The sequence below is a fragment of the Nocardiopsis alba genome, assembly GCF_000710955.1.
Classification (GTDB): Bacteria; Actinomycetota; Actinomycetes; order Streptosporangiales; family Streptosporangiaceae; genus Nocardiopsis; species Nocardiopsis alba.
In genome coordinates this window covers 63,124-85,205 of sequence record NZ_BAZE01000009.1, presented here as the reverse complement: position 1 = coordinate 85,205, position 22,082 = coordinate 63,124, and the positions used below count along the sequence as shown (strand labels likewise).

General features: G+C 70.3%; 19 protein-coding genes. 10 read left to right on the top strand and 9 right to left on the bottom strand.

Features of this window, described 5'->3' with window-relative positions; translation table 11 throughout:
• Positions 1–6 precede the first annotated feature (6 nt).
• Positions 7–1,569 (bottom strand): DUF885 family protein, encoded by a 1,563-nt coding sequence (locus TR33_RS17155; RefSeq protein ID WP_042284112.1) that lies wholly within the window; start codon positions 1,567–1,569, stop codon positions 7–9.
• Positions 1,570–1,679: 110 nt separating this feature from the next.
• On the opposite strand from TR33_RS17155, the gene TR33_RS17150 reads away from it, so the two are divergent.
• Positions 1,680–2,423 (top strand): SanA/YdcF family protein, encoded by a 744-nt coding sequence (locus tag TR33_RS17150; RefSeq protein ID WP_042284110.1) that lies wholly within the window; start codon positions 1,680–1,682, stop codon positions 2,421–2,423.
• A gap of 54 nt (positions 2,424–2,477) precedes the next feature.
• On the opposite strand, the gene TR33_RS17145 is transcribed toward TR33_RS17150, so the two are convergent.
• The 3 genes from TR33_RS17145 to TR33_RS17135 all read right to left on the bottom strand — a co-directional run bounded on the left by TR33_RS17145 (position 2,478) and on the right by TR33_RS17135 (position 5,301).
• Positions 2,478–3,914, bottom strand: a complete 1,437-nt coding sequence (locus TR33_RS17145; protein WP_042284108.1) for a hypothetical protein — start codon at positions 3,912–3,914, stop codon at positions 2,478–2,480.
• Between the two features lie 66 nt (positions 3,915–3,980).
• On the bottom strand, positions 3,981–4,592 hold the full coding sequence (locus tag TR33_RS17140) for a SanA/YdcF family protein (RefSeq protein WP_187294599.1): 612 nt from the start codon (positions 4,590–4,592) through the stop codon (positions 3,981–3,983).
• Positions 4,593–4,680: 88 nt separating this feature from the next.
• Positions 4,681–5,301, bottom strand: a complete 621-nt coding sequence (locus TR33_RS17135; RefSeq protein WP_014913309.1) for a DUF1707 SHOCT-like domain-containing protein — start codon at positions 5,299–5,301, stop codon at positions 4,681–4,683.
• Between the two features lie 736 nt (positions 5,302–6,037).
• Here TR33_RS17135 and TR33_RS17130 point away from each other — a divergent pair.
• Positions 6,038–7,876, top strand: coding sequence for a UvrD-helicase domain-containing protein (locus TR33_RS17130; RefSeq protein ID WP_026125182.1), 1,839 nt, complete (start codon positions 6,038–6,040; stop codon positions 7,874–7,876).
• Positions 7,877–7,952: 76 nt separating this feature from the next.
• On the opposite strand, the gene TR33_RS17125 is transcribed toward TR33_RS17130, so the two are convergent.
• Positions 7,953–9,353 (bottom strand): DUF6114 domain-containing protein, encoded by a 1,401-nt coding sequence (locus tag TR33_RS17125; protein ID WP_017535575.1) that lies wholly within the window; start codon positions 9,351–9,353, stop codon positions 7,953–7,955.
• A 4-nt stretch (positions 9,354–9,357) separates the two neighbouring features.
• Positions 9,358–10,005: a DUF6230 family protein gene (locus tag TR33_RS17120; protein WP_014908940.1), complete on the bottom strand. Its 648-nt coding sequence runs from the start codon at positions 10,003–10,005 to the stop codon at positions 9,358–9,360.
• 219 nt (positions 10,006–10,224) lie between these two features.
• Here TR33_RS17120 and TR33_RS17115 point away from each other — a divergent pair, with 219 nt between their 5' ends.
• Complete coding sequence (locus tag TR33_RS17115; protein ID WP_014911099.1) at positions 10,225–12,084, top strand: GMC oxidoreductase; 1,860 nt, start codon at positions 10,225–10,227, stop codon at positions 12,082–12,084.
• A gap of 46 nt (positions 12,085–12,130) precedes the next feature.
• Here the strand turns inward: TR33_RS17115 and TR33_RS17110 are convergent, their stop codons facing one another.
• Positions 12,131–12,910: a MerR family transcriptional regulator gene (locus tag TR33_RS17110; RefSeq protein WP_017535574.1), complete on the bottom strand. Its 780-nt coding sequence runs from the start codon at positions 12,908–12,910 to the stop codon at positions 12,131–12,133.
• Positions 12,911–13,085: 175 nt separating this feature from the next.
• Between TR33_RS17110 and TR33_RS17105 the strand changes: the two genes are divergently transcribed.
• The 6 genes from TR33_RS17105 to TR33_RS17080 all read left to right on the top strand — a co-directional run bounded on the left by TR33_RS17105 (position 13,086) and on the right by TR33_RS17080 (position 19,160).
• On the top strand, positions 13,086–13,997 hold the full coding sequence (locus TR33_RS17105; RefSeq protein ID WP_042284104.1) for an AurF N-oxygenase family protein: 912 nt from the start codon (positions 13,086–13,088) through the stop codon (positions 13,995–13,997).
• A 208-nt stretch (positions 13,998–14,205) separates the two neighbouring features.
• Complete coding sequence (locus TR33_RS17100; protein WP_014909706.1) at positions 14,206–15,060, top strand: SDR family NAD(P)-dependent oxidoreductase; 855 nt, start codon at positions 14,206–14,208, stop codon at positions 15,058–15,060.
• A gap of 13 nt (positions 15,061–15,073) precedes the next feature.
• On the top strand, positions 15,074–15,988 hold the full coding sequence (locus tag TR33_RS17095) for an AurF N-oxygenase family protein (protein ID WP_042284102.1): 915 nt from the start codon (positions 15,074–15,076) through the stop codon (positions 15,986–15,988).
• A 274-nt stretch (positions 15,989–16,262) separates the two neighbouring features.
• Entirely contained in the window at positions 16,263–17,786 is a 1,524-nt protein-coding gene (locus TR33_RS17090) for a flavin-containing monooxygenase (protein WP_017536323.1), read from the top strand.
• 15 nt (positions 17,787–17,801) lie between these two features.
• Positions 17,802–18,134 (top strand): DUF4873 domain-containing protein, encoded by a 333-nt coding sequence (locus TR33_RS17085; RefSeq protein ID WP_017536324.1) that lies wholly within the window; start codon positions 17,802–17,804, stop codon positions 18,132–18,134.
• Between the two features lie 132 nt (positions 18,135–18,266).
• Positions 18,267–19,160: an alpha/beta fold hydrolase gene (locus TR33_RS17080; protein WP_199806154.1), complete on the top strand. Its 894-nt coding sequence runs from the start codon at positions 18,267–18,269 to the stop codon at positions 19,158–19,160.
• A gap of 15 nt (positions 19,161–19,175) precedes the next feature.
• On the opposite strand, the gene TR33_RS17075 is transcribed toward TR33_RS17080, so the two are convergent.
• Positions 19,176–20,528 carry a four-carbon acid sugar kinase family protein gene (locus TR33_RS17075; protein WP_017536325.1) on the bottom strand — a complete coding sequence of 451 codons (1,353 nt, stop codon included), beginning with the start codon at positions 20,526–20,528 and terminating at the stop codon, positions 19,176–19,178.
• A gap of 167 nt (positions 20,529–20,695) precedes the next feature.
• On the bottom strand, positions 20,696–21,577 hold the full coding sequence (locus tag TR33_RS17070) for an NAD(P)-dependent oxidoreductase (RefSeq protein WP_026125330.1): 882 nt from the start codon (positions 21,575–21,577) through the stop codon (positions 20,696–20,698).
• A gap of 115 nt (positions 21,578–21,692) precedes the next feature.
• Between TR33_RS17070 and TR33_RS17065 the strand changes: the two genes are divergently transcribed.
• Complete coding sequence (locus TR33_RS17065) at positions 21,693–22,082, top strand: winged helix-turn-helix transcriptional regulator (protein WP_042284096.1); 390 nt, start codon at positions 21,693–21,695, stop codon at positions 22,080–22,082.

The following is a 22,082-nucleotide window of genomic DNA, read 5'->3' as shown; positions in this document are numbered from 1 at the left end:
GTCGGGTCAGTCGTCCAGGATCGCGTCGATCAGACCGAGCGGAGGCGCGCCCAGCGCCAGGAGCTCACGGTGGAACCGCTGGAGGGAGAATCCGCTCCCCCACCGTTCCCGGGCCCGTTCACGCAGCGCCAGGATCTCCAGCTTGCCCCAGGTGTAGCGACCGTAGGTGGGGTCGAAGGTGGCCCTCTGGGCCTCGGCCAGCGCGGCCGGTCCCTGGAGGGGCGTGTCCTCGACGAAACGCGCGGTGGCCTCCTCCACCGTCATCGAGCCGGAGTGCACGCCGATGGCGACCGCCAGACGGGTGACCCGGATGAGCGCCTCCAACCACACACCGATCTCGAAGTGGTCGGCGGTCCAGTCGGGGTCGCCCAGACGCTCGGCGGCGTACTCGCCGAACCCCTCTTCGACGCACACCTCCTCCACATAGTGCGCCCATCCTTCGACGAACGACATGGAGGGCAGGGCCCGTCGGACCGGGCTCTGGAGTCGACGCAGGGCCCGTCCGTGCGAGTAGTGGCCGGGGGCCACCTCGTGCACGCTCACGGCGGGCAGCGTGGTGTGGCTGAACATCTCCAGCCACTCGTCGGCCTCCTGCTCGGACCACTCCGGGTCCGGCGGGTTCACGTAGTAGAAGGAGGGGGTGTCCCTCTCCCACGGCCCGGACCAGGCCATCATCGCGGTCGCCCAGCGCTGGGCCGGCGGGGGCACGTCCACCCGGCACTCGCCGTCGCTGTAGGGCGCCAACCCGCGTTCGGCGGTGAACTCCAGGCAGAGTTCGGTCCAGCGTCGAGCGGATTCCAGGACACCCTCGGTGTCGGGGTGATCCCGGGTCAGCTCGCGGGCGACCTCCAGCGGCTCCCGACCGGGTGCCAGGCGGCCGGTGGCCTCGGCCAAGAGGACGCGCAGACGGTCGCGTTCGGCGTCGGCGCGCGCGGCGAGGTCGGTCAGGTCGACCTCCATCGCCTCGGGCGTCCCCATCAGTCGGGCGAGGGCCTCGCCGCCCAGGGAGACGTCCGCCGGGCCGTGCTCCGCGGCGTGCTCCAGGTGTGCCACCAGGCGCGCGTGGGCGGCGAGGGCGTCACGGCGCACGTCCTCGGGCATCTCGTCGGGCAGGGAGCCGGAGAGCCCCCGGGCCGCTCCGAGCAGGGACTTCGCGGTCGGAGCGCCGACGCGGTCCAGGGAGGCGATCGCGTGATCGACCAGACGGGGCCATAGGCGCAGGTGGGCGATCCGCGCCGCGTCCCTCTCGGCGGCCGGGGCGTACTCGCGTTCGTAGTCGGACAGGTCCATCCCACCGATGTGGACGAGCGGGTTGTCCCGATGCGACTGGAGTTCCCCCAGTTCGTAGCGGAGACCGTTCTCGAAGGCGGTCAGGTGGGCCTCGTCGTGCGGGTCCTCGAGGGGGTCGCCGCCCAGACGTTCCAGATGGGCGCGGACACCTTCGGGGGACAGGTCCGCGGCCGTGCCGTCGTACTCGTGCAGCCCCGCGTGCCCGCGCATGGCGTCGGGAAGCAGTTCCGCGATGGCCCTCAACCTCGGGGGGAGTTCCGGATGGATTCGTTCGGACATGCGGTGACCCTAACCCGGGCCTTTCCCGGAGGGAAAACCCTTATCGGGGCCCGGCCGCCCGCCCCGGCCCGATCGGGAACCCCGGCGCCGCCCCACGCGTCTCCCCTGGTGTGAAGACCTCCGAACCCTCCTCTCCCGATCCCGACGACGAGGCCTCCCGGAGCGGAAGAGGGCCCACGCCGCGCCACCGGATCCTGCTCTGGTCGGTCTCGGTCCTGGTCCTTCTGGGGTGCGCGCCGTTCCTGTGGCAGACGGCCACCACCGCGGAGTACCGGTACACGGTCGACGACGTGCCCGAACGCCCGGTCGGCGTGGTGCTGGGCGCCGGGGTGCGCCCCGACGGTCTGCCCAGTCATCTGCTGGCCCAGCGGCTGGAACTGGCGGTCGAGTTGTACGAGGCGGGGCGGATCCGGGCGGTCCTGGTCACCGGGGACAACGGTGAGGAGCACTACAACGAGACCGACACCATGCGCGACCACCTGATCGCCGCGGGGGTCCCGCCGGAGCGGATCGTGGGAGATCACGCCGGGTTCAACACGTGGGACTCGTGTGTACGGGCCCGTGAGGTGTTCGGGGTGGAGGAGGCCGTCGTGCTGACCCAGGAGTTCCACCTGTCACGGAGTGTGCGACTGTGCCGGGCCGCGGGGATCGACGCCGTCGGGGTGGGCGACGACAGCATGCGCGAGCGCACGACGGCCACGGTGTACGGGTGGGCGCGCGAGGTCCCGGCGGCGGTCTCGGCGCTGGGCAAGATCCTCTTCCGCCCCGATCCGCGGTTCCTGGGCGACTACGAGCCCGGTGTGGACGAGGCCCTCGCCGAAGCCGACGAGGCCGAGGAGGCGGACCGCGGCTGATCGGGTGCCCGTCCCGGCCGAGGCCGCTACGGACACCCGACCGGGCACCACCTTCTAGCGTCCGCCGAAGAGCCTTCCGAACAGTCCGCCGGGGGCGGGCGCGGCCTGCGCGGGGCTCTGAGGGGCCTCGGGCTCGGGCTCGTCGTCGGGCTCCACGCCGACCAGGGCGCGGTACTCCTCGGCGTTCTCGGGGAACGCCCAGGCCGTCAGGGTCGCGGTGAACTCCTCGTCCTCCCAGGCGTCGTCGGGGAGTTCTCCGATGGCCCACAGGACCTTGAGGGTCTCCTCGTCGTAGTCGGCGCGGGTGTGCTCTTCGAGCGTGCGCTCCTTGGAGCGGGGGCCGAGGACCAGTTCGAGGCCGACCCCGGCGACCAGGGCACGGGACTCCTCGTCGCTCTTGAGCAGGTCGGGCAGGATGTCGAGACGCAGGCGGCGGGAGCGGTCTCCGGCCCTCCCCAGCGCCAGGAGGCCCAGGACCTGGGGCGAACGGTTACCGCAGTGCGGCCAGGACTCGTTGAAGAGGCCCTCGTAGCCCATGGAGGTGCCACCGCCCCGCCCGATCCGGCGCAGCCCCTCGCGCGGGGTGTTCTCTCCGTGGATGAGGACCAGGGCGACGGAGGCGGCGAAGGAGTTGTAGAGGTTCCCGCCGGCCATCTGATGGGTCAGGCCCACGGTGAGGTCGACGTCGGTGGGGTCGCCGAGCAGACCGAGGGCGAACAGTTCGGCGGGCAGGGGCTCTCCGCCGCTGCCGAGCGCGGCCTGCCTGATGGCCTCGCTCACCGAGGTCGCGGAGGCGCCCGGGGTGGGGCGCAGGTCCTTGGCGAGCAGGACCTGGGAGGCCGAGGTGATCTCGGAGACGATGCGCTCGGACTCGGTGGGCAGGAAGGCGAGCAGGTAGCTCACCCACTCCCCCGCCCGGTCCATCCCGCTGCGGTTCCTGTCGTCGTGCAGGAGGGCGACCAGGTCGGGGACACGGGCGAGCACGGCCTCGTAGGTGTCCAGTTCGGCCTGGAGGAGGGCGACGCCGTCGTCGGCCTCCAGCACCGCGAGACGGTTGCGCATGCGGTGGTGGTGCTGTTCGTCGGGTGCCTCCTCGCTCCAGGTCCGGTACTGGGCGCGCACCTTCTCCAGGTCGTTGGAGGAGGCCCAGGCCACCTCGTCACGCCACTGCGCGAGGTCGGTGGTCCGGGGAAGACGGTCCTCCGGGTGCGCTGCGACCAGTTCCAGCAGGAGGCTGAGGGGACGCCACCGGTCCATGTCGGAGGTCTCCGGGGAGACCGCGAGGTCGACGAGGCGGTCGACGACCTTGGGCGCGGCACGGTGGCCGGGGGCGGGGAAGCGGATGATGTCGTGGAGGTCGGACAGCGCGCCATCGCTGGTCGCGGCCGTTTCGAGCAGCTCGGGGATGCGTTCTCCGCCCTCGGGCGCGAGGGAGGCCCAGTCGACCTCGGCGGTGTGGTCGTGTTCTTCGTTTCCCGTGGTCGCGTTCATACGCCGATTATCCCGGCTCGGAAGGGGTGCGCGTATCGAAGGGGCGGGGTTCACACGGCGGACCGATCAGATGTCGGTGGGGTCGGGGCGTCCGCTCCGCAGGGGGTCCGGTCGGGTCAGGGCGTCGCGCAGGGCCTTGGCCGCCGCGGGGATCTCGCGCAGATAGCCGATGAGGGTGGAGCGTCGGCGGGCGCCCATGCTCGAGTCCCCGACCCCCAGGGCGTCGATTCCGGCGGCGCGGGCCAGGGCGATGGTCCTCGGCAGGTGGAACGACTGGGTGACCATGACGGCGGCGTCCACTCCGTACCAGCGTCCCACTCTGGTGCAGGTGTCCCAGGTCCGGTATCCCCAGGGGTCCGCCTCGACGCGGTCCGCGGGGACTCCGCGTTCGACGAGGTACCGGGTCATGGTGTCGGTCTCCCGGTTGGAGACCTCGCGGTTGTCGCCCGAGACCAGGATCCGGTCGACGCGCCCCCGTTCCATGAGGGCCACGGCCAGGTCGAGCCGCCGGGCGAGCAGGGGCGAGGGCCCTTCGGGCCAGGCCGCGGCGCCCAGGACGACGGCGACGGGACGGTGCGCCACACGTTCGACGTCGGAACGGCGGCCCGCGGCGGCCAGGCGGGTCCAGGCGAGGGGGGCCAGCGCCAGGGCGCACACTCCCACGCCGGTGATCGTCATCGTGGTGAGCAACCCTGCCGTCCTCCCGTGCCGTGGATCCCACCATCATGGCGTACGGAGACCGGCGCGGGGACCCCGCGAGGAGGCGTCAGCCGAAGAGGCCGCCCCAGCCCTTGGCACTCTTGTGGCGCACTCGAAGGCTTCCGCCCTGGCAGGCCCCGGTGATGACGAAGTGGGTGACGCCGGCCCGACGGATGGAGTCCACGTCCGAACGCAGACTGCCGAACCATGAGGAGTCGACGTCGACCTCGGCGGTGGCGGTCTCGGGAAGGATCAGGTCGGCCCCGCCCCAGGAGGCGTCCAGGTGGACCTCCACCACGGGGGTGGAGATGAGGGCCTCTCGGAAGTCGAGGCGGATGGAACCGAAGCGGCCGTCCACCTCGATACGGTGCGGCACGGTCCATTCGCCCTTACGGACCATCGGCTGGCCCTTGGCCTGGAGCACCAGGGGCGGTCCGCCGCCGACCACGGCCCCGTGGGCGGGCACCGCCGGGGAGGTCCCCACGATCGGTCCCGTGGCCCCGGTGGGGAGGTCGGCCACGATGGGTTCGAGGTCGGCGTAGGTCTTGGCCGCGTAGACGGCGTTGAGCCGTTCGTCCAGTTCGTCGAGGTCCAGACGCCCTTCGCCGGCCGCCTCCCTCAGGATCTCGGCGACCTGGTCGCGTTCCGCGTCCGAGATCCGCATCCTGCTCATGTCGTTGGGGGCCACGTGCGCGCACCGTTCCTTCCACCCGTTTTGTCAGACCCACGGTAGAGCATGAGGAACGAACGGAGCGGCGAGCCTCTCACCGGGGCACCGCCCCGCCCCGCTTCGGAGGGGGCGGGACGGGGCGTCGCTTCCCTGGAGTGGTCGAGGACGCTGCCGAGGCAGGACGGGCCCCGGCAGCGTCCTCGACCACAGGAGATCCCCTCCCCGGGTGGATCAACGATCTCGCACCGTGCGCCGTCTGCACAGAGCGTGTCCTCATCCGGCCAGAGAGCGACCTTCCGGGAGGCCGGAACCTCGACGTCACCCGCACCGGGTTTCGGTCGAGGCCTCCGAGCCGACCACCACCCCTCATCCCACTGTGAAGACCACTCGAGGGCGGCCCTTCACGCCTTGGAGAACCAGATTTCGGACGGCACATTAACCATGTTTCGGACCAAGAAGCCCCCCACAAAGACGCAGGTCGACGAGCCGCCTCCGAAGACCCTTCGAAGCCTCATCGCAAATCTTCGAACACCTCTCCGTAAAACATCCTTTGATCTGCGAAAACACCGCACCCCAAGGGTTCCCGGAATCTGCCCGTGATCGCCCGGTTAAGGGCGTTTGCCCAAATTCCCCGGCGAGCATGTTCACAGTGAAAGCGAACGGTCGCCCGAGCGATCTCCCCTCGCACGACACCCGTCCGATCCGACCGTCCGACAGAGCCATCATCAGGTCGAAGACCGGAGGAAACCACGACGTGTCCGCCCTTGCGATCGCCCCGACGTTTCTCAGCGATTTCGCCCGTCTCACGCCGGACGTCCAGCTCGGCACGCTGGACGTGATGCGCGCCTACCAGGCCGGCGAGCACCCCGACCTGGAATCGGTCGCGGGCGCCGCCGACCCTCGTGTCAGGGTCGTCGACATCGCCCCCGACTGGTCCGGCGTCATCGTTCCCGACCCCCGCTCCGAACAGGAGGCGGACCTCCACGAACGGGAGGACGCCGAAGAGGAGGGGCCGGACTATCGACTCCTCACCGTGCGCCCGCGCGACGAAGCCCTCCGCTACGCCCGCGACCTGCGTCCGGAGGCCCTGACGAACCCGCCCTCCGCGGCCGGCGTCGGCCCGGCCGATCTGGCCCCCTCCGGCCCTCCCGAGCTCTCCGGCGCCCTCACCGCCCCCTTCGACCAGTGGCGGATCACCCTCCACCCCGACCAGCACCGTCTGGCCGAGGGGGAGTTCAAGGGCTCCGTCCAGGTCACGGGCGGGCCCGGGACCGGCAAGACCGTACTGGCCCTCTATCGAGCCGCGTACCTGGCCGAGATGGACGCCGAGGCCCACCCCGAACGGAACCGGGAGTCGGTCCTGCTCACCACCTACAACCGGGCTCTGGCCCAGACCCTCTCCGACCGGCTCGACCGGCTCCTGACCTCTCCCGGAGCCCGCGCCCGGGTGCGGGTCGTCACCATCGACGGACTGGCCCGTTCCGTCGTCCAGTCGCACAGCGGCATGGCGCCCCGGATGATCGACGGCGACGAGCTCGCGCAGCGTTGGCGCGCGGTCGCCCTGGCCGACGGTCTGCCCTTCTCCGGCCGGTTCCTCGTGGACGAGTGGGAACAGGTCGTGCTGGCCAAGGGATTGGAGTCGCCGGTCGACTACATCCGTTGTGAACGCAGCGGTCGTATCCAGCACCTGGCCCCCGAACACCGGCGTCAGGTCTGGGAGACGATCCGACGCTATGTGGGGGCGATGCGGGTGGAGGGCCTGTGGGCCTACCCGCAGCTGGCCGCCGAGGCCGCGCGGTTGCTCGAACGTTCCGGCCCGTTGTACCGCCACGTGGTGGTCGACGAGTCCCAGGACCTGCACCCGGCCCAGTGGCGGATGCTGCGCGCGGCCGTCCCCGAGGGGCCGGACGATCTGTTCATCGTGGGCGACCCGAACCAGCGGGTCTCCGACAACCGGGTCTCGTTGGCCTCGCTCGGTATCAATGTGCGCGGACGCGGTCACCGGCTCCGGGTCGGTTACCGGGTGACGCAGGAGATCCTGGATTGGAGCCTTCCGATCCTGGGGCGGCGGGCGGCTCTGGGAATGGACGACAACGCCGACACCCTCGCCGGGCTCCGCTCCTCACTGCACGGCCCCGAGCCCGTGGTGCGGGGCTGCGACAACCGGGCCGAGGAGCTCCGTGCCCTGGGCGAGTGGGTCGAGGTGTGGCTGGCGGCCGGGGTACTGCCCGGAGAGATCGCGGTGGCCGGACGCAATCACTGGGTGGCGCGCGAGGTCGCCAAGGAGTTGGAGGCCAGGGGCGTTCCCACCTCGCCTCTGGAGGGCGCCGGACGGTCGGAGGCGGTCCGGGTCGGCACGATGCACCGGATGAAGGGGCAGGAGTTCCGATGCGTGGCCCTGGTCGGGGTCAGTGATCACCTCTTGCCTCCCAAGGCGGCCATCGAGGCGGCCGAGGGCGACCCCGTCGCGTTGGAGCACGTCGTCCAGCAGGAGCGGACACTGCTGTTCGTGGCCTGCACCCGTGCCCGAGACGCTCTGTACGTGTCCCACGTGGGCCGCCCCAGCAGGTTGATCACCGGCGACGAGATCTGATCGTTCCGAGAACGTCCCCGGGGCGTTCCGACGGACGGGGGGCACCGCGTGACGCGGTGCCCCCTCTCCCGTCCTGTCAGGTTCCTCCGCCGTACCGACCGTCCAGACCCGGGATGGTCATGAGATCGGTCGAGGCCATCGGGTCACCGACGTCGACGTCGGTGACGTACATGATCGGCAACAGCAGGGGCGGCGGGAAGTCCGGGGTGAAGGTCAGCGGGATCCCCAGAATGCGGACGTGCATGCTCGTGACGTGCAGTTCGACGTCGCCGTCGAGGTTCATCGTGGGCAACCCCAGCGACCTGCGGCTTCCGGCGTCGTCGAACCACAGCTCGCCGCCTTCGAGGACGGTGCTGCTCATCGTGATCCGGATGTAGCGGCGCGGCCCGTCGGCGGTGGGGCATTCGACCACTCCCTCGTAGCGGGCACCGAACATGGCGAGGCTGTCGGCGGTCAGCCCGGAGTCACGGACCGACCCTCGGAAACAGTCGTAGTCGGAGTCGACCATGACCTCGGGGTAGTCCCCCGCCTCCTCCGCGGCCCGACAGGCCATGACCGCTTCGAGGAAGTCGTCCTCGTCCTCGACGACGGCGGAATCCCCGACCCGCAGGTCACAGTCCTCCGGAGCCGCGTCCTCTTCCTCCTCGTCGGTCTCCTCGTCCTCCTCGCGCCCGTCGTCCTCCTTCTCCTCCTCTTCCTCCTCGTCACCGTCGCCCTCTCCGGGGTCGGGTCGTTCGGGAGGCACGGAGGCCCCGTCGGAGGGTTCGGGAGAGGGATCCCGTTCGGGCTCCTCCTCCGAACTCTCGTCTCCGTCCCCGGGGAACAGCCAGTCCCAGGGCCAGCCCGCTGAGGACGTGGGGGCGGCGGTGAGGGCGACCGCGACGGCCAGGGGAAGCGCCAGCGCGGCCAGGGGGCGGGCCCCCCGCCCCGGACCGTCGACCGAAGGCTCGGAGGCAGGGGTATCGGGGGCCCCCTCCGCGGGTTCGGGGACGTCGGTGCCGGTGTCCTCGACGTCCCGTGTGTCCTCGTCCTCCTCTTCGGGCCGTTCCGAGGTCTCCCCCTTCCTCGCGCGGCGTGCTCGGCGCTGGTCGAGGGCCTTGGGCCCCCAGGCGAACACGAGCGCCCCGCCGACGATGCCGACCAGCATGCCGATGACGAAGCCGCCGAAGTTGGAGGTGACGAAGGAGGCCAGGGAGAGCATGACCCCGACCAGGCCGAAGAAGACGTTCTGGGCCGGTTGCAGCCAGCTCAGCACACCGAGCGCGATCAGCAGGAAGCCGATGAGGGTGCCGGAGACTCCGGCGACACCGGCGTAGACGATCAGGTCGATCGGCAGGATCAGACTCTGGGCGGCGGGGGCGACCAGCAGCTCGATTCCGGCCACGACGAGGAGGAGTCCGCCCCAGAACGGCCGTGTGCGCCGCCAGTCGCGGAACCGCTCCCGCCCCGCCCGGAAGAGGGTCATCGCTTGGGCCATGGGATCAGAAGCACTCGTGGTTGCCGGGGCGGATCGCCAGTCCGAGCCCGCTCAGCCGCAGGGAGCCGGAACTGACCGCCCAAGAGGTCATCTCCATCTCGGAGACGGTGATGGTGTCGGCCTGGAGTCCGAAGCCCCCGGCCGGCCCCTGACCTCCGTCGGCCTTGTCCAGTGTGCTGGCGTCACGGCCGATCTCGATGGCGCCGAACTCGGCGTTGCCCTGGAGCTGTTCGATGTCGATGACCATCGAGGTGCCCTCGACCGGGGTGTCGGCACCGGCGGTGATGACCAGGGTCGCCTCCCCGATGGGCAGGTCCCACAGAGAGGACATGCACAGGTTCTCGAGTTCGGCGGAGTCGACGGTGGAGAGTCCCACCGGCCGGGCGGAGCCGTCGACCGAGGAGGCGACGTCCCCGTACTGGCTGAACCCGGTGCCGGAGAGTCGGTCGGCGGACATCTTGAAGCTGTCGCCGGAGACCGCAAAGGAGGCGGCCAGCAACCCCTGCGTGGTCATGCCGCCGAGCACCGCCGCCGCCACCAGACCGGGGACCGCGACCAGGGCGAACCTGCGCCAACGGGTACCGCCTCGGCCTTCGTTCGTTCCGGACGCGTCTTGAGGCGCCTCCGGCACCTCTTCCGGGGCCTTGGGCATCTGTACCTCCAGAGGTTCCGTCACCCCTGGGGGCGACGAGGGGGAAGGAGACTTGCGCCGACGCGCGCCACGTGTGTTATATGGAACACACCTACTCGGCGGTAGTGACGAACATTACAATATTGGTTGTCACATTTCCAGATGACTAGTTCATCGTTGCGGACTCGTATCCGGCGCATTACGGGCAACCGCTTCCGACCTGGAGAGAGGCCGAGTTCCATGCCCCCTCAGAGCACAGAGGCCCCCGCCGATCGATACGCATCGGACGACGACTTCGACTACGACGTCGTCGTGATCGGGTCGGGGTTCGGCGGATCGGTGAGCGCGCTCCGCCTCACCGAGAAGGGATACCGCGTCGGTGTCCTGGAGGCCGGACGCCGTTTCACCCCCGAGACCCTGCCCTCGTCCTCCTGGGACCTGAGGAACTTCCTCTGGGCCCCGAAGGCCGGCATGTACGGGATCCAGCGCATCCACCTGCTGCGCGACGTGATGATCCTGGCCGGGGCCGGGGTGGGAGGTGGTTCGCTCAACTACGCGAACACCCTGTACCACCCGATGGACCCCTTCTTCGAAGACCCCCAGTGGCGGCACATCACCGACTGGAAGACGGAACTGGCCCCCTTCTACGACCAGGCCCGTCGCATGCTCGGCGTGCGCACCAACCCCACGATGACCCCCTCCGACGTCCATCTGAAGGCGGTCGCCGAGGACATGGGCGTCGGTGACACCTTCCGGCTGACCCCGGTGGGCGTGTGCTTCGGCGACGGACGGGACGGGGAGGGGAACAAGGCCGCCCCCGGCGAGTCCGTGGGGGACCCCTACTTCGGCGGCGCGGGCCCCGAGCGCAGGGCCTGCACCGAATGCGGTGAGTGCATGACCGGCTGCCGGCACGGCGCCAAGAACACCCTCACCGAGAACTACCTGTACTTCGCCGAACGCGGGGGCGCCGAGATCCACCCCCTGACCACGGTGGAACGGCTCCGGGTCCGCCCCGACGCCGAGGGCGGCGGTTTCGCCGTCGACACCCTCCGCACCGACGCCCCGCGACGGAGGGAGAACGCCCGCACGTTCACCGCCCGTCAGGTGGTGGTGGCCGCGGGCACCTACAACACGCAGGACCTCCTGCACCGGATGCGCGACGACGGTCTGCTGCCGCGCCTGTCCTCCAGGTTGGGCACCCTCACCCGCACCAACTCCGAGGCGCTGGTGGGGGCCATGAGCAAGCAGGTGCCGCCGCCCGAGGACCTCACCCACGGCGTCGCCATCACCTCCTCCATCCACCCCGACGAGAACACCCACATCGAACCGGTGCGCTACGGCAAGGGCTCCAACGCGATGGGGCTGCTCACCACCATCCAGGTCCCGGGCGGCGGGAGGATCCCGCGCTGGCTCCGCTACCTGGGGCTGATCGCGCGCAACCCGTACGTGTTCGCCCGCAGCCTCTCCAACCGGCGCTGGTCGGAGCGGATCATCATCGGTCTGGTGATGCAGTCGTTGGACAACTCGTTGACCACCTCGGTCAAGCGTGGACCGTTCGGCGGCCGGAAACGACTCACCTCGCGCCAGGGCCACGGGGAGCCCAACCCGACCTGGATCCCCGCCGGCCAGGAGGCCGCCACGCGGCTGGCCGAGCGGATCGACGGCTACCCCGGCGGCACCATCGGGGACCCGTTCAACATCCCGATGACCGCGCACTTCCTGGGCGGCTGCCCGATCGGGGACGGCCCGGACACCGGGGTGATCGACCCCTACCACCGGCTGTACGGATACCCGGGGCTGCACGTGGTGGACGGTTCGGCGGTCACCGCCAACCTGGGGGTGAACCCGTCGTTGACGATCACCGCGCAGGCCGAACGGGCGATGTCGTTGTGGCCGAACAAGGGCGAGAAGGACGCCCGACCGCCCCAGGGCGAGGCGTACCGCAGGGTCGACCCGGTCTTCCCCCACGCTCCCGCCGTACCGGCCGGCTCCTTCGCCGAACTACGGCACACCGGGTCGCTTCCGATCTCGGTGGTCACGAAGCGCTCCTCCGAGACGGGCGGGTCCCCCGTGCGGGTCGAGGACCGTCCTTCGGGGTGAGGCCTCCGGGGCCCGGACGTCGCTCGCGGCGTTCGGGCCCTCCCGGTCAGGCGGGGCCCGCGGGCCCCTCGTCCCCGTCCGTCTCCCTCGTTCCGAGGTGCTCCATGGCCTCGGCGAAGTGGTCGCCCATGGCGTTGGCGAGGTGGTGGGCCATCTCCTGGGCCAGGACCGCGTCGACCGCCTGCTGCGCCAGGGGGCGCACGCGTCGGACCAGTTCGGCGATCTGGGCGACGTCCTCGCTCTGGACGACGGTCCCCGGCGCGTACTCGTGGATGATGTGGTCCGAGACCAGCCGCACCATGTGCTCGGAGACGTCGCCGATGTGCTCCCTCAGGTTCTCCGCGATGTCGAGCACCGAGGAGACGCTCATGCCCAGGCGGACCAGTTCGACGCCGGCGTGGAACAGGCGCGGGCTGGGGATCCGGAAACGCAGACCGTCGCGTTCGAGCAGGCGCAGGTCGAGGGCGCGCTTTATCGTCCGCGGGGTCACCTCCTTGCCGAAGATCTCCCGCAGTTCGCCGATCCCGACGTAGTCGGCGATCTCGTCGCTCCAGGCGTCGCCGATGGCGGACTCGAAGCCGAGGATCTCGGACAGGTCGCCGCCGCGTTCCCATACCTGGAACATCTCTCCGATGTTGGCGAAGGTGTAGCCGCGACGGAGGAGTTGGCCGATCAACCGCAGGCGCGCCAGGTGCGCCTCGGAGTAGATTCCGACGCGGCCTTGGCGTCGGGGTGGGGCGAGCAGCCCTCTGTCCTGGTAGACCCGGACGTTGCGCACCGTCGTCTCGGCGAGCCGGGCCAGTTCGTCAATACGGTATTCGGCCATGGGACCAGCCTAGAGATCCGTGAGAGCCGTACTCATCGGTGTTCCGATCCTTTCCCGCCATTGAACGTTGTCAATGAAGATTGTAACGTTTTAACCAAACGGAGTGAACAGGGTCACATCAGACGAACCCCTCGTTCGGCGCGCCTCCGACACGGAACACCCTCGGGAGGGATCCATGTCCGCAGCCCGAACCCCTGAGGTCGCGCCCACCGACCGCGAGGACATCGCCAAGCGTCTCCTGCGCGGATCGGCCAAGGCCTCCTACGACCCCCTGGTCCAGATCGACTGGGACGCGCCACTGAAGGACCTCTGGGGCATGCGCCCCGAGCGCGTATCCCTCTACGGCACCCACCTGTGGGACCGGCTCACCGAGGAAGAGCGCAAGGAGCTGTCCCGCCTGGAGGTCGCCTCCACCATGGCGACGGGCATCTGGTTCGAGACCATCCTCATGCAGATGCTGGTCAGGCACGCCTACCACAACGACCCCACCAGCCTCCACGTCCAGTACGCCTACACCGAGATCGCGGACGAGTGCCGCCACACCGTCATGTTCGCCAAGGCCATCGAGCGGCTCGGATCCCGGGCCTACCGGATCGACCCGCTCGCGCACGCGCTGGGGCGGGTCTTCAAGGCGCTCGCCCACGGGCCGCTGATCTTCGGCGGAGCCCTGTTCGTCGAGGAGATCCTGGATCGGCTTCAGCGGGAGATGATGAAGGACGAGAGCATCGAGCCGGTCGTGCGTTCCACCTCGCGCATCCACGTGATCGAGGAGGCCCGGCACATCCGGTACGCCCGCGAGGAGTTCCACCGGGACTGGCTCCGGAGGGGCCCGGTGAACAGGGCCTACAGCCGCCTGGTCCTCGGCGTGGTGGCCTACTTCTCCGCCACCCGCCTCATCCACCCGAAGGTCTACGCGCGGGTCGGTCTCGATCCCCGGGAGGCCCGTCGGGTCGCCCGCCGTAACCCGCGTTTCATCGACAGCAAGACGGAGCTGTCCCGCAAGGTCGTGTCGACGCTCGACACCGCAGGGGCGATCTCGGGGATCGGCCGTCGTTTCTGGAGGAGGGCCGGCCTCCTGGGTCGCTGACCCGACCCACGGGCCCCTCTCTCACCACCGGACCCGGCGCCCCCACCGGCCGCCGGGCCCTTCGTGATGTCCGAAAAGGCCGAGAACACGGCGCCTCGGACACCTTCCCGACATCTCGACCTACTCGCGAGTAAATTCCGCGTCACACCCCATTGCATTGTGACAATGCTCGTTGTAACGTTCCGGCAATGACTGTGGAGGAGATCACATGACGACCCCCTTGCCGCGCCACCTGCGCCGTCTCCCGGGCCAGAACGCCATCGTCACCGGCGCCTCCGGAGCGTTCGGCAGCGCCACCGTGGCGGTCCTTCGCCACATCGGCGTCAACGTCGTCGGACTCGACCGCAAACCCTCCCCCGGTGTGATCGCCTGCGACATCACCGACGACCGACAGGTCGAGGAAGGGGTGGCCGAGGCCGTCGACCGCCTCGACGGCGACCTGGACCTGCTCGTCCACTACGCCGGGATCGGCCCCTCCGTCGATATCGGGCACATGCCCGACTCCCACGCGCACCAGGCCCTGGAGGTCAACCTCCTCGGAACCTGGAGGGTCACCGCGGCCGCCATGCCCCACCTGGTCCGCAGCCGCGGTCGGGTGATCGTCACCGCCTCCCTCCTGGCCGGACTCCAACTGCCCCTGGCCGGCGCCTACACGGTCTCCAAACGTGCCGTCTCCGCCTACGCCGACTGCCTCCGCGCCGAGTACGGCACCCACGTCGGTGTCACCACGATCTATCCGGGCTTCGTCGACACGCCCATCCACGAGAGCTCCCGGGCCACCGGCGCCTCCCTCGACGGGCTCGTCCCCGCCGAGACCGAGCGCGACACCGTCATGGCCGTGGTCCGGGCCGCCGGAGCCAAACACCCTCCCCGCGACATCGCCTCGACCGCCCTGGGTACCGCGGCCCTCCATCTGACCCGGCACTTCCCGGGCACCACCGAGCAGATCGTGGCCCTCCAACTCGGCCTGCTGCTCACCGACGGCGCCTTCGCCGACGCCGAGATCGCCCGCGGCCTCCACGCGCGGTACGGCACCCCGCACGCACAGACCACCCGTTCCTGAAGGAGACAGTCGGATGACCGCCGAAGTCGTCGCCAAACCCAAGCTCACCGACCGCGAGGACATCGCCAAGCGTCTCCTGCGCGGATCGGCCAAGGCCTCCTACGACCCGCTCGTCGAGATCGACTGGGACGCCCCCGTCGACCCCGACATGTGGGCCATCCGTCCCGAGCGGATCTCCCTCTACGGCACCCACCTGTGGGACCGGCTCACCGAGGAACAGCGCAAGGAGCTGTCCCGCCTGGAGGTCGCCAGCGTCGCCACCATCGGCATCTGGTTCGAGACCATCCTCATGCAGATGCTGGTCAGGCACGCCTACCACAACGACCCCACCAGCCTCCACGTCCAGTACGCCTACACCGAGATCGCGGACGAGTGCCGCCACACCGTCATGTTCGCCAAGATGGTGAAGAAGCTCGGCTGGGAGGCGCACCGGCTCGACCCGGTCGCCTACCACCTGGGACGGGTCTTCAAGGCGATCGCCCACGGACCTCTGATCTTCGCGGGCGCCCTGTTCGTCGAGGAGGTGCTGGACCAGCTCCAGCGCGAGGCCGTCCCGGACGAGCAGATCCTGCCCCTCGTACGCTCGGTCGCCCGGATCCACGTGACCGAGGAGGCCCGGCACATGCGCTACGCCCGTGAGGAGTTCCAGCGCGACTGGGTGGAGCGGGGAGCCCTCAACAGGGCCTACAGCCGGATCGTCCTGGGGCTGGTCACCTACTACTCCGCCACCCGGCTCATCAACCCGAAGGTCTACGCGCAGGTCGGACTCGACCCCAAGGAGGCCTACCGGGTCGCCCGCCGCAACCCCCACTGGATCGAGACCAAGACCTGGGCGGCCCGCAAGGTCGTCGGCACCCTCGACACCGCGGGCGCCATCACCGGGCTGGGACGCTACTTCTGGAGGAAGGCCGGCCTCCTCGGCCGCTGACACCCGGGAACGAACACGGCCCCGCCTTCTCCGGGGCCGCTCCGACCACCGCCGAGGGACCGGACGTCCCTCTCCCGAACGCCGCCGTCGGAAGACGAAACGCGCCACGTCTTCCGACGGCGGTCCCAGACGTCGGGTTCCGGGAGCGAACGCGCCACGCTCCCGGGGCCCGGCACCCCTCCCCTCGAAGGCGGAACGCGCCCCGCCTTCGAGGGTCATCCTCACCGGGCGGCCGGAGCGGACCGTCGGCCGGACGTACGAAGGGAAGAGCGACGTGACCGAAGCAGTACCGCACTACCGGGTCGCCGTCATCGGCACCGGTTTCGCCGGGATCGGCATGGCGATCCGTCTCAGGCAGGCCGGGCTCGACGACTTCGTCGTCCTGGAACGGGCCGACGACATCGGCGGCACCTGGCGGGACAACTCCTATCCGGGAGCCGCCTGCGACGTGCCCTCCCACCTGTACTCCTTCTCCTTCGCCCTCAACCCGGGCTGGAGCCGGACCTTCTCCCCCCAGCCCGAGATCCGGGACTACATGCGACGGGTCGCCGGAGAACACGGGATCCACCGCCACGTCCGGTACGGCAGCGACGTCAAGGCCGCCCGCTGGGAGCCCGCGGACAACCGCTGGCGGATCGAGACCGCGAGCGGCACCGTCACCGCGCAGTTCCTGATCAGCGGCGCGGGCCCCCTCGCCGACCCCGTACTGCCCGATATCAAAGGCATCGACACCTTCGAGGGGCGCCTCTTCCACTCCGCCGAGTGGGACCACGACCACGACCTGACCGGGCGGAAGGTGGCCGTGATCGGCACCGGCGCCTCCGCCATCCAGTTCGTGCCCAGGATCCAGCCGAAGGTCGGCCGGTTGAGCCTGTTCCAGCGCACCGCCCCGTGGGTGATGTTCCGGCACGACCGCGACATCACCCGCCTGGAGAGCTGGCTCTACCGGAACATCCCCGGAGCCCAGCAGGTCGCCCGCAAGAGCATCTACTGGGGTCGCGAGACCTACATCCTCGGTTTCGCGAAGAACCCCCGGCTGTTGGGCATCGTGGAACGCCTGGGCCGGGCCAACATCGACCGTTCGGTCAAGGACCCCGAACTGCGACGCAAGCTCACCCCGACCTTCCGCGCCGGGTGCAAGCGCATCCTGATGTCCAACGACTACTACCCCGCCCTCGCCCGACCCAACGTCGACGTGGTCACCGACGGGATCGTCGAGATCCGGCCGAACTCCGTGGTCACCCGGGACGCGTCCGGGGCCGAGACCGAGCACGAGGTCGACACGATCATCCTCGGAACCGGCTTCCAGGTCACCGACCCGCCCATCGCCCACCGCATCCACGACGCACGCGGCCGCTCCCTCGCCGAGCACTGGGGCGCCGACGTCCAGGCCTTCCGCGGCACCACCGTCAACGGTTTCCCGAACGCGTTCGTCCTCGCCGGGCCCAACACCGGGCTGGGGCACACGTCGCAGGTCTTCATGATCGAGGCCCAGATCCGGTACACGATGGAGGCGCTCAAGTACGCCTGCCGCAACCGTGTGGACCGTCTGGAGCCCCGGGCCGAGGCCCAGCGCGCCTACAACGAGATGGTGCACAGGTCGATGCGGGGCACCGTCTGGGTGACCGGCGGCTGTGACAGCTGGTACCTGAACGAGGAGGGCCGCAACACCACGCTGTGGCCCACCTTCACCTGGAACTACGCGCTGCGCACCCGCTGGTTCGACCCGCACAACTACGACCTGCGCCGTATCCGTTCGGCGAGGAGGGACGAGGCCGCGGCCCGGTCCGCGGTCTGACGAAGGAGGAACACCATGAGCGGGTTCGGTGACGACGAGGAGGAGTACCGGGGCACGGTCACGGTCCTGTTCTCCGAGGAGGCCGAGGAGGGCGTGGAGGTCGCGGCGCACCTGGCCGGCCACTTCTCCCCCCTCACCGGCGACTACCGGTGGACCGGCCGTCTCGCCGCGGAGCCCGGGATCACCAAGGCCTACGAGGACGGTGTGCGCACCGTCGTGGTCCGCACACCGGACGGCCACAAGGGCGTGGGCACCCTCGACGCGCCCAACCTGTGGGGCGGTCACCCGGTCAACGGAGCGGGCGCCCCTCCCTTCGCGGTCCCCCGGATCGTCATCGAGGACGACTGACGACCGAGGGGGACACAAGACGTCCCTCCAGGCCACGCGCCGACCTGGAGGGACACCCTCACCGCGCCGCGGCGGCCCCGCAGGCCGTCGCGGCGCGTCCGTTCCGGATCCGTCATTCGAGAGGTGATCCCCATCGCGACACGACACGTGGACCACGCACAGGAACTCCAGGTCCACTCCGCCGACGGCACCCGACTCCACGTGGAGGTCCGCGGTCCGGCCGACGGCCCGACCGTGGTCCTCTCCCATTGCTGGTCGACCTCCCTCGCCTCCTGGGGGCCCGTGGTCCGCAGACTCGACGAGAACCTGCGGGTGGTCCTCTACGACCAGCGCGGGCACGGCCGCAGCCAGACCCCGCTCACACGGGCCGGATACGGCACCGGGAAACTGGCCGACGACCTGTGCGCCGTGCTGGAGGCCACCGTCCCCGAGGGCGAGAAGGTCCTGGTGGCGGGGCACAGCATGGGCGGTATGACCATCATGGCCTCGGCCCCGCGCGCGGTCTTCCGCGACAGGGTCGCCGCGGTGCTGCTCACCAACACCGGCTGCACCGACCTGGCCCGCAGGTCGACCGCGATCCCGCTGCCCGGCCCCCTGGGCACCCTGGGGTCGAGGATCTTCCTGACCGCTCCGCTCCCTCTGGGCCCCGCCAACCCGGTCAGCGCGAGGATCTTCAAGTACCTCGTCATGGGCGGCGGCGCCGACAAGGCCACCCGGCGGCTGTGCGCCAGGCTGGTCCACGACTGCGGCGGTGTCCCCCGCGGCGAGTGGGGTCGGGTCCTCACCACCCTGGACCTGGACGACTCCGTCCGGCGGATCACGGCGCCCACCATCGTGGTCGGCGGCGCCGAGGACAAGCTCACCCCGCTCTGGCACGCCCGCCACATCGGCGATCTCGTCCAGAACCTGGAGGAGGTCCGGGAGATCCCCGGGCTGGGTCACATGGGACCGTTGGAGGCTCCGGAGGTGCTGGCCGAACTGGTCGACAAGCTCGTCGTCGCCCACGTCGCGCCCCGCTCCGCCTGAACGGGCCGTCCCCGCTCAGAGGTCGGGGGTGGGGATCACGTGCTCGGAGACCTCGGAATGGACCTGGTGGAGGCGTGCCTGGACCGCCCGACGGAGCTTGGCCAGGCACTCGACCAGGGTGATGTCGTCGCCCACCATGCCGCCCTTGGCGATGGCGGGCGTGCCGTCGAGGGGCCCTCCGCTCAGGTGTCCGTGCACGGCCAGGGGGACCACCTCGCCCCCCACGTCGAAGGCGTGCACGCCCAGCTCGTCGAGGACGCTGGCGGCCAGGTCGCCGCCGGTCAGATAGAGCCCGCTGGGCAGGGCGTGCGCGCCGACGGTGTCGGCGAGCTCGTCGACCGCCTCGGAGACCACGCTCGCCAGACGCCCGGGCAGTTCCGCCCGGGCCTGGGGCGGAAGCCCTCTGATCCGCTCCGAGGACGTGGTCACCCGCAGCACGCACAGCTCGGGGAAGCCGGAGGAGGACAGGTGCTCGATGAGCCGGGCCGTGACACGGTCCGCGTGATCGCTCTCGGGGTCGCTCAGTTCGACGGCGTCCACGTCGACGAAGCGGACCGCGCCGGTGCGGGCCACCGTGGCGAGCTGGCGGCGGGTGAGATCGGTGGTGCTGCCGGTCACCGCCAACAGCGGGCCCCGACTCCCCGCCTGGCCCCGCAGGCGTAGGGCGTAGGCCAACAGGGCGCCCGTCGTCCCCGGATCGACCGCCACCCACACGACGCCCTCGGAATGATGCGCCGCGGCCGCCGCCTCAGCGATGTCGGTGAGATGCTGTTCGGAGGTCGCGTCGCACACGACCACCGGTTCGTCTCCGGCGAGCAGCTCGGCGGTGAGCATCTCCCGGGTGACCTGTCGCAGGGGCACGTGGCGCACGGCGAGGTCGCTCTGGGCGCGCAGGATGTCCTCGACCACGCTCGTGGTCATCGGCGAGAGCGGATCCAAGGCCACCTCGGTATCCTCCAGCGGACTGCCGTGGAGGAACTGGGAGCCGCCCTCGGTGGTCCGCCCCGCTCCGGGAAAGGCCGGGGTGAACAGAACGCGCACACGGGTTCCGGGCCCCACCCCGTCTCGTACGGCCTCGTAGGCGGCCTCGACCTCGGCGCCCACGTTCCCGCGCAGCGTGGTGTCGGTGCGCTTGACCACCAGCCCGACCGGCCACACCGCCTCGATGACGTCGGTGACCAGGTCGGCCGCCTGTTCCCCGGGCACGTGGCGACTGTCCAGGTTGGCCACGACCACGTCGTAGTCCCCCGCGACCCGGCTGACGTGCTCCGGGGTCACGGTGGCCACCCGCATCCCGGTGCGGGCGAACCTGGCACCGGTGGCGTTGGCCCCGGTGAGGTCGTCGGCGACCACGAGAACCTGGGCCACGGCGTGTCTCCTTCGGTGTGTGAAAAGCCTGGGCAACCTCCCTCCAACATAGGGCCACGGGGGAGGAGGGAGGTCGCCCGAGGACGATCCGGAGGGCGCCCCGCACGATGGGGCCCGCTCGAACGCACGGCTCGACCGGGCCCCTCGCCCCTCCTCGGATCACCGGGTCACCCGGCCCGCAGCTCCTCGTAGATCCGATCGGAGTTCTCGTTCCCGTATCCGGCCTCGATCTGGGCGAGGACGAGCGCCCGTGTCATCTCGATCGGCCCGGGAGAGACCCCCTGCTCGGCCGAGGCGCGCGCGATGGTGTCCAAGGCCGTGGCGGTCCATTCGAGGCTCTGCCCGGGCCCCGTGTAGTCGCCCTCGTCGATCACCTTCGCCGTCATCGGGAACACCCCGGTCATGGCGGACAGGAGCCGTGCGGATCGATGGGCGAACTCCTCCGCGGTGACCCCCGCCGACGTGACCATGGCGGCCCCGTGCGCGAAACCGGTGAACATCGTGTACATCCCCGACAGGAGGGCCAGGTCGAACAGCGACGCCGCCCCGTGGTCCGCTCCGTCGTAGGTGGCGCTCCCCCAGACCTCGAAGAGGGTCCTGTGGCGTCCGAAGGCCTCGGCGGACCCGCTGTAGAGGAGCGACGCCTCGGGGGCGCCGATCATCGACGGGGTCGCCATGATGGCGCCGTCGAGGTGCTCGATGCCCCGTTCCTCGGCCCATCCGCCCAGCCATCGGGCCTCGTTCGGGGTCGTCGTGGTGAGGTCGACCAGAGTCCTGCCGGCCAGGTCGGCGCCCACCGGTTCGAGTGTCTCCCGCACCGACGCGTGGTCGAAGAGGCAGGTGACGACGGTCGTCGCGGCGGTGACCGCCTCCCGTACCGTCTCCGCTCGCCGTGCCCCGCGTTCCACGAGCTCCGTGTCCCGGCCCGGGGTCCGGTTCCAGACCGTCACCGGATGTCCGGCGTCGAGGAGCCGTTCCGCGAGTACCCGCCCCATCGCGCCGAGCCCCAGAAGGGCGACCGATCCCTTCGTCACCCCGTCGTTCTTCATCTCGTTCTCCACTTCGTTCTCTCGGATGCCCCCATCGTGATCGGCTCGGATACGTTTGCGGAAGTACGCACTTTTTACTGGGGTACGCACCTTCGGGTAAGTACAGGAGGCCACGATGACCCGAGCACCGAGACGTGGACCCTACGTCTGTGGCCTCGACGCCGCCATGGACGTGGTGAGCGGCAAGTGGAAGGTCCTGATCCTCTGGGAGCTGGAACATCACGGGATCCGCCGGTTCGCGGAACTCCGTCACGGCCTGACCGGGGTCAGCGAGAAGATGCTGACCCAGCACCTGCGGGAGATGGAGCAGGACGGGCTGATCCACCGAGAGGTCCATCCGGAGGTGCCGCCGCGGGTGGAGTACTCCCTGACCGAGCACGGGATCGCGCTCAACCGGGCCCTCGAACCGCTCGGGTTCTGGGGAAGGGACCGTCTACGCCGCGAGGGGATCTCCACCGTCGAACGCGAGGGAGTCGTCGAACGCCGGTGCACCGCCGCCTCGTGA

Excerpts from the sequence above, each read along its gene's own strand:
- TR33_RS17105 (WP_042284104.1), top strand. The coding sequence starts at position 13,086 with ATGTCCGCAGCCCGAACCCCTGAGGTCGCGCCCACCGACCGCGAGGAC.
- TR33_RS17085 (WP_017536324.1), top strand. The coding sequence starts at position 17,802 with ATGAGCGGGTTCGGTGACGACGAGGAGGAGTACCGGGGCACGGTCACG.
- TR33_RS17125 (WP_017535575.1), bottom strand. The coding sequence starts at position 9,353 with ATGGCCCAAGCGATGACCCTCTTCCGGGCGGGGCGGGAGCGGTTCCGC.
- TR33_RS17140 (WP_187294599.1), bottom strand. The coding sequence starts at position 4,592 with ATGACGATCACCGGCGTGGGAGTGTGCGCCCTGGCGCTGGCCCCCCTC.
- TR33_RS17145 (WP_042284108.1), bottom strand. The coding sequence starts at position 3,914 with ATGAACGCGACCACGGGAAACGAAGAACACGACCACACCGCCGAGGTC.
- TR33_RS17070 (WP_026125330.1), bottom strand. The coding sequence starts at position 21,577 with ATGAAGAACGACGGGGTGACGAAGGGATCGGTCGCCCTTCTGGGGCTC.
- TR33_RS17155 (WP_042284112.1), bottom strand. The coding sequence starts at position 1,569 with ATGTCCGAACGAATCCATCCGGAACTCCCCCCGAGGTTGAGGGCCATC.
- TR33_RS17065 (WP_042284096.1), top strand. The coding sequence starts at position 21,693 with ATGACCCGAGCACCGAGACGTGGACCCTACGTCTGTGGCCTCGACGCC.
- TR33_RS17100 (WP_014909706.1), top strand. The coding sequence starts at position 14,206 with ATGACGACCCCCTTGCCGCGCCACCTGCGCCGTCTCCCGGGCCAGAAC.
- TR33_RS17120 (WP_014908940.1), bottom strand. The coding sequence starts at position 10,005 with ATGCCCAAGGCCCCGGAAGAGGTGCCGGAGGCGCCTCAAGACGCGTCC.
- TR33_RS17095 (WP_042284102.1), top strand. The coding sequence starts at position 15,074 with ATGACCGCCGAAGTCGTCGCCAAACCCAAGCTCACCGACCGCGAGGAC.
- TR33_RS17110 (WP_017535574.1), bottom strand. The coding sequence starts at position 12,910 with ATGGCCGAATACCGTATTGACGAACTGGCCCGGCTCGCCGAGACGACG.
- TR33_RS17115 (WP_014911099.1), top strand. The coding sequence starts at position 10,225 with ATGCCCCCTCAGAGCACAGAGGCCCCCGCCGATCGATACGCATCGGAC.